Source organism: Kribbella sp., assembly GCF_035687465.1.
Lineage (GTDB): Bacteria > Actinomycetota > Actinomycetes > Propionibacteriales > Kribbellaceae > Kribbella.
In genome coordinates, this window is the sequence record NZ_DASRXP010000302.1 from 1 (window position 1) to 3,740 (window position 3,740).

At 68.7% G+C, this 3,740-nt stretch carries 4 protein-coding genes and 1 pseudogene; 4 read left to right on the plus strand and 1 reads right to left on the minus strand.

What is annotated here, in order from left to right; translation table 11 throughout:
* From VFG33_RS15185 to VFG33_RS15200, 4 genes are all read left to right on the plus strand, one after another.
* Positions 1-320, plus strand: a 320-nt coding sequence (locus tag VFG33_RS15185; RefSeq protein ID WP_325026814.1) for a tripartite tricarboxylate transporter substrate-binding protein, incomplete at its 5' end; no start/stop codon positions are given.
* A gap of 32 nt (positions 321-352) precedes the next feature.
* The gene (locus tag VFG33_RS15190) at positions 353-859 is read left to right on the plus strand and encodes a tripartite tricarboxylate transporter TctB family protein (RefSeq protein WP_325026817.1); all 507 of its coding nucleotides are present in this window, start codon (positions 353-355) and stop codon (positions 857-859) included.
* Positions 860-1,003: 144 nt separating this feature from the next.
* Positions 1,004-2,554 (plus strand): tripartite tricarboxylate transporter permease, encoded by a 1,551-nt coding sequence (locus tag VFG33_RS15195; RefSeq protein ID WP_325026819.1) that lies wholly within the window; start codon positions 1,004-1,006, stop codon positions 2,552-2,554.
* Positions 2,555-2,572: 18 nt separating this feature from the next.
* Positions 2,573-3,421 carry an alpha/beta fold hydrolase gene (locus tag VFG33_RS15200; protein ID WP_325026821.1) on the plus strand — a complete coding sequence of 283 codons (849 nt, stop codon included), beginning with the start codon at positions 2,573-2,575 and terminating at the stop codon, positions 3,419-3,421.
* Between the two features lie 216 nt (positions 3,422-3,637).
* On the opposite strand, the pseudogene VFG33_RS15205 reads toward VFG33_RS15200, so the two are convergent.
* A pseudogene (locus VFG33_RS15205) lies at positions 3,638-3,740 on the minus strand (IS5/IS1182 family transposase); the annotation flags it as partial.

Below are 3,740 nucleotides of genomic sequence, written 5' to 3' on the forward strand. Positions count from 1 at the left end.
GCAAGATCCGCATCCTGGCCACGATGGGCGCCGAGCGCACCGCGGACGCGCCGGACGTGCCCACCATGAAGGAGTCCGGCTACGACCTCGTGGTCGAGAACCAGATGCAGGTGGTCACCGGCCGCGACGTGCCGGCGGACAAGCTGGCGTGGCTGAGCAAGCTCGTCACCGAGTCGGCGGGAGTCAAGGCGGCCGAGGACGCCATGGTGAAGCTCGGCTGGACCCCCACGCCGCTCGACGCCGCCGCGACCCAGGACGCCATGCAAACCACGTTCGACGATACGCGCGACCTCGGCAAGCAGCTCGGCCTCATCAAATAGAGCACCGGTCCTTCGGTAAGGAAGGAGTACGGATGCGCAGCCGCGCCGACCTCACGCCAGGCATCGTCCTACTCGCGTTCGGTATCTTGGTGATCGTCGAGAGCCAGAACATCAGCTACACCAACCTGATCGGCAACGACCCGCTCACCCCGGCCACGGCGCCGACCGCACTCGGCGTGCTGCTGTCCGTGCTGAGCATCGGGCTGATCGTGCGGTCGCTGGCGCGCCGCCAGGCCCCGGTGTCCACAGTGGACGCAGGAGAGGTTGACGATACAGAACCGGTCCCGCGCTGGCGGGCGGCACAGGTCGGCATCGCCATCGTCGCCTGTGTCGGCTACGCGGTGCTGCTCCCCCGCCTCGGCTTCGTCATCACCACCCCGCTGCTCGTGGCCGCGCTGATCGCGGTGGCGGTGGGCCGGGAGCGCCCGGTCGTCACCACGCTCATCGCGATCCTCCTGCCGGCCGCCTGCTACCTGCTGTTCATCGCGGCGCTCGGCCTGGACCTGCCCGTGTGGCCGGGCGGCGGGCCGATGCGATGAGCGAGCTTGCGAGCGAATCAATGTCACAGGGCGACCGCGAGCGGCTCTCCGGAGCCTGCGAGGGGGAGTCATGAGCGAGCTTGCGAGCGAACAAATGACACAGGGCGACCGCGAGCGGCAGCACCGAGCCTGCGAGGGGATGTCGTGAGTTATTTTCTGGATGGGATGGCGGCGTCGGTCACGCCGTTCTCCTTGCTGGTCATCATCATCGGCGTGCTGTGGGGCATGGTCGTCGGCGCGCTGCCGGGGCTCGGGCTGGTCATCGCGATCACGCTGGCGCTGCCGTTCACCTACTCGATGAGCGTCTCGGACGCGTTGCTCCTGCTGGTGGCGACGGCGGCCGGCGCCCAGTTCGGCAACGGGGTCACGGCCATCACCGTGGGCATTCCCGGGTCCCCGTCCGCCGTGCTGACCGTGGTCGAGGGCTACACGATGTTCAAACGCGGCCAGGGCGGCGAGGCGCTGTTCCTCAACCTGGTCGCCGCGTTCATCGGGCAGGTGCTCGGCGCCGTCGGCTTCGTGCTGCTGATCGTCCCGCTCGCCGCCGTCGCGCCCAGCTTCCTGGCCCCGGAGATGTTCGCACTGACCGTGATCGGGCTCCTCGCGGTCGCGACGCTCACCGCGGGCGACCTGCTGAAGGGCATCTCGGCACTGGTGATCGGGCTGATCTTCGGCACCGTCGGGGCGGACCCGGTCGCCAGTGTCCCCCGGTTCGTCCTCGGCATCCAGGAGAACTACCGCGGCCTGGACATCGTCGCGGTCACCGTCGGGCTGCTGGGACTCGGCGAACTGCTGCACCAGCTCTACACCGGCACCTTCGCGAGGTCCGGGGCCACGTCGGCCGCCACCGCGGCCAAGGCACTCGCGCCACAACGGCTCCGGGTGTGGGCGCCGCTGCGCAGCCTGCCGTCGGTACTCGTGGCCGCGGCGTTCGGCTGCGTGGTCGCCTTCTTCATCGGCGTGATCCCCGGCCTCGGCGCCACCGCCGCGACGTTCATCGTGTACCAGCAGCTCCGGCTGGTCGCCCGCAAGCCGGACGAGCTCGGCAAGGGGTCGCGGGAGGGTCTGGTCGCCCAGAACACCGCGGACAACGCCGTGATCGGCGGCGAGCTCGTGCCGACGCTCGGACTCGGCATCCCCGGCTCCGGCAGTATGGCCGTGCTGATGGGAGCGCTGGTACTGCAAGGGATCGAGCCGGGGCCCAACGTTCTGCAGACCAGACCCGAGCTCACCGGAACGGTGGCCGCCGGCCTGGTCATCGCCGGCCTGTTCCTGCTCCCGCTCGGCTGGGCGTTCTCCTACTACGCGTTCCAGCTCACCCGGGTGTGGCCGGCGGCCATCTTCAGCGGCGGCGTCAGCCTGATCCTGCTCGGCGCGTTCGCCGCCGAGGGCCGCGTCTTCGACATCTACATGATCATCCTGTTCGGCGTGGTCGGGTTCCTCCTTCGCAGGTTCGACTTCCCCGTCGCCGCGACCGCGATCGGGTTCGTCCTCAGTGGACTCCTGGAGACCAACTTCCGGCACGGCGTGCTGATCACCGAGGGCAGCATCGGCGCCTTCTTCTCCCGTCCCATCACGCTGCTCCTGCTGCTGTTCGCCGCCGGAATGCTGGTACAGCAGTGGTTCTGGAACCGGCGACGGGCCCGGCGGCAGAAGGACGCGCAGGACCCCACCGACTCCCCCGTGATCAAGTGACCGGAAGGCTGGTTGTCAATGCCCGTCATCGAGACAAGCGACGCGTGCACGATGTACTACTCCGAGGAGTGCCATGCCGACCCGTGGGGCCCGGAGCCGGAGACCGTGCTGCTGGTGCACGGCATGGCCGAGTCGTCCCGGTCATGGACGGCGTGGGTGCCCCACCTGTCCAGGCGGTACCGGGTGGTCCGGGTCGACCTGCCCGGCTTCGACCGGTCCACAGTGGACATCGAGACCTACGACTTCTCGATCGCGTCGCTGGCCACCGAGCTCGCCAACTTCCTCGCCGTGACCGGGTGGGAGTCCGCGCACATCGTCGGCGCCAAGCTCGGCGGCAGCATCAGTCTCGACTTCGCTTCCCGGTTCCCGGAGCGCACCCGCAGCGTCACCGCGCTGACCGGTCCACTGTGGGCGGAGGGCAACGGTCGCATCTCGCACCAGCCGGACATCCCCGGCAAGGTGACCGCCGCCGGCACCGAGCAGTGGGCCGGCGAGACCATGGGCTACCGGCTCGGCTCGGGCGTCTCGGACGCGCAGCGGGAGTGGTGGGCCAAGCTGATGGGCGCCACGAACAAGGACCTCGTCGCCAGGGCGGCCAGCCACAACGCCGGCCTTGACCTACGACCGCGACTGGCGCTGATCCGGGCCAAGGCGCTGATGATCACCAGCCAGGCCAGCACGCTCGCCAACGGCCCCTCCCGAGACCTGTGGAACGCGGAGGTCCACGACAACTACGGCTTCCTGGTCCTCCCGGTCGACGGCTACCACGTCGCGGCCGCGGTCCCCGACCTGTGCGCAGACATCGTGGCCGCGTTCATCGGCGGCGCCTCCCCCACCGAACTGGCTCAGCTAGACCTCCATGCCTGACGTCACCTGTCCTGACCATGGTCTGGTTTCCTTTGTGCCCCAGGGCCTCCCCAGTTCCCGCCGTCACTGTCTCAACGTTGTGCTGAGCTGTGGGAAGCAGGCGTTGTTCACGCTGGTGTGGTTCCGCAAGCGGCATCAACCGGGCCAGATCGACCTCTGGTACTCCGACAAAAGCCCACTGAGCCTTTCCGGGGAGCCGTTCGTGGCTGTGGGTGATCATGTTGTGCGGTCGTGCTCGATGTGGAGAGGACGAGGGCGGCGACGATGCGCCACGGGCAGAGGCTGATGTTGCGTAGTGCCTTGAAGATGGTCTTCAGCA

Coding starts and splice junctions, on each gene's coding strand:
- VFG33_RS15190 (WP_325026817.1), top strand. CDS start 353: ATGCGCAGCCGCGCCGACCTCACGCCAGGCATCGTCCTACTCGCGTTC.
- VFG33_RS15200 (WP_325026821.1), top strand. CDS start 2,573: ATGCCCGTCATCGAGACAAGCGACGCGTGCACGATGTACTACTCCGAG.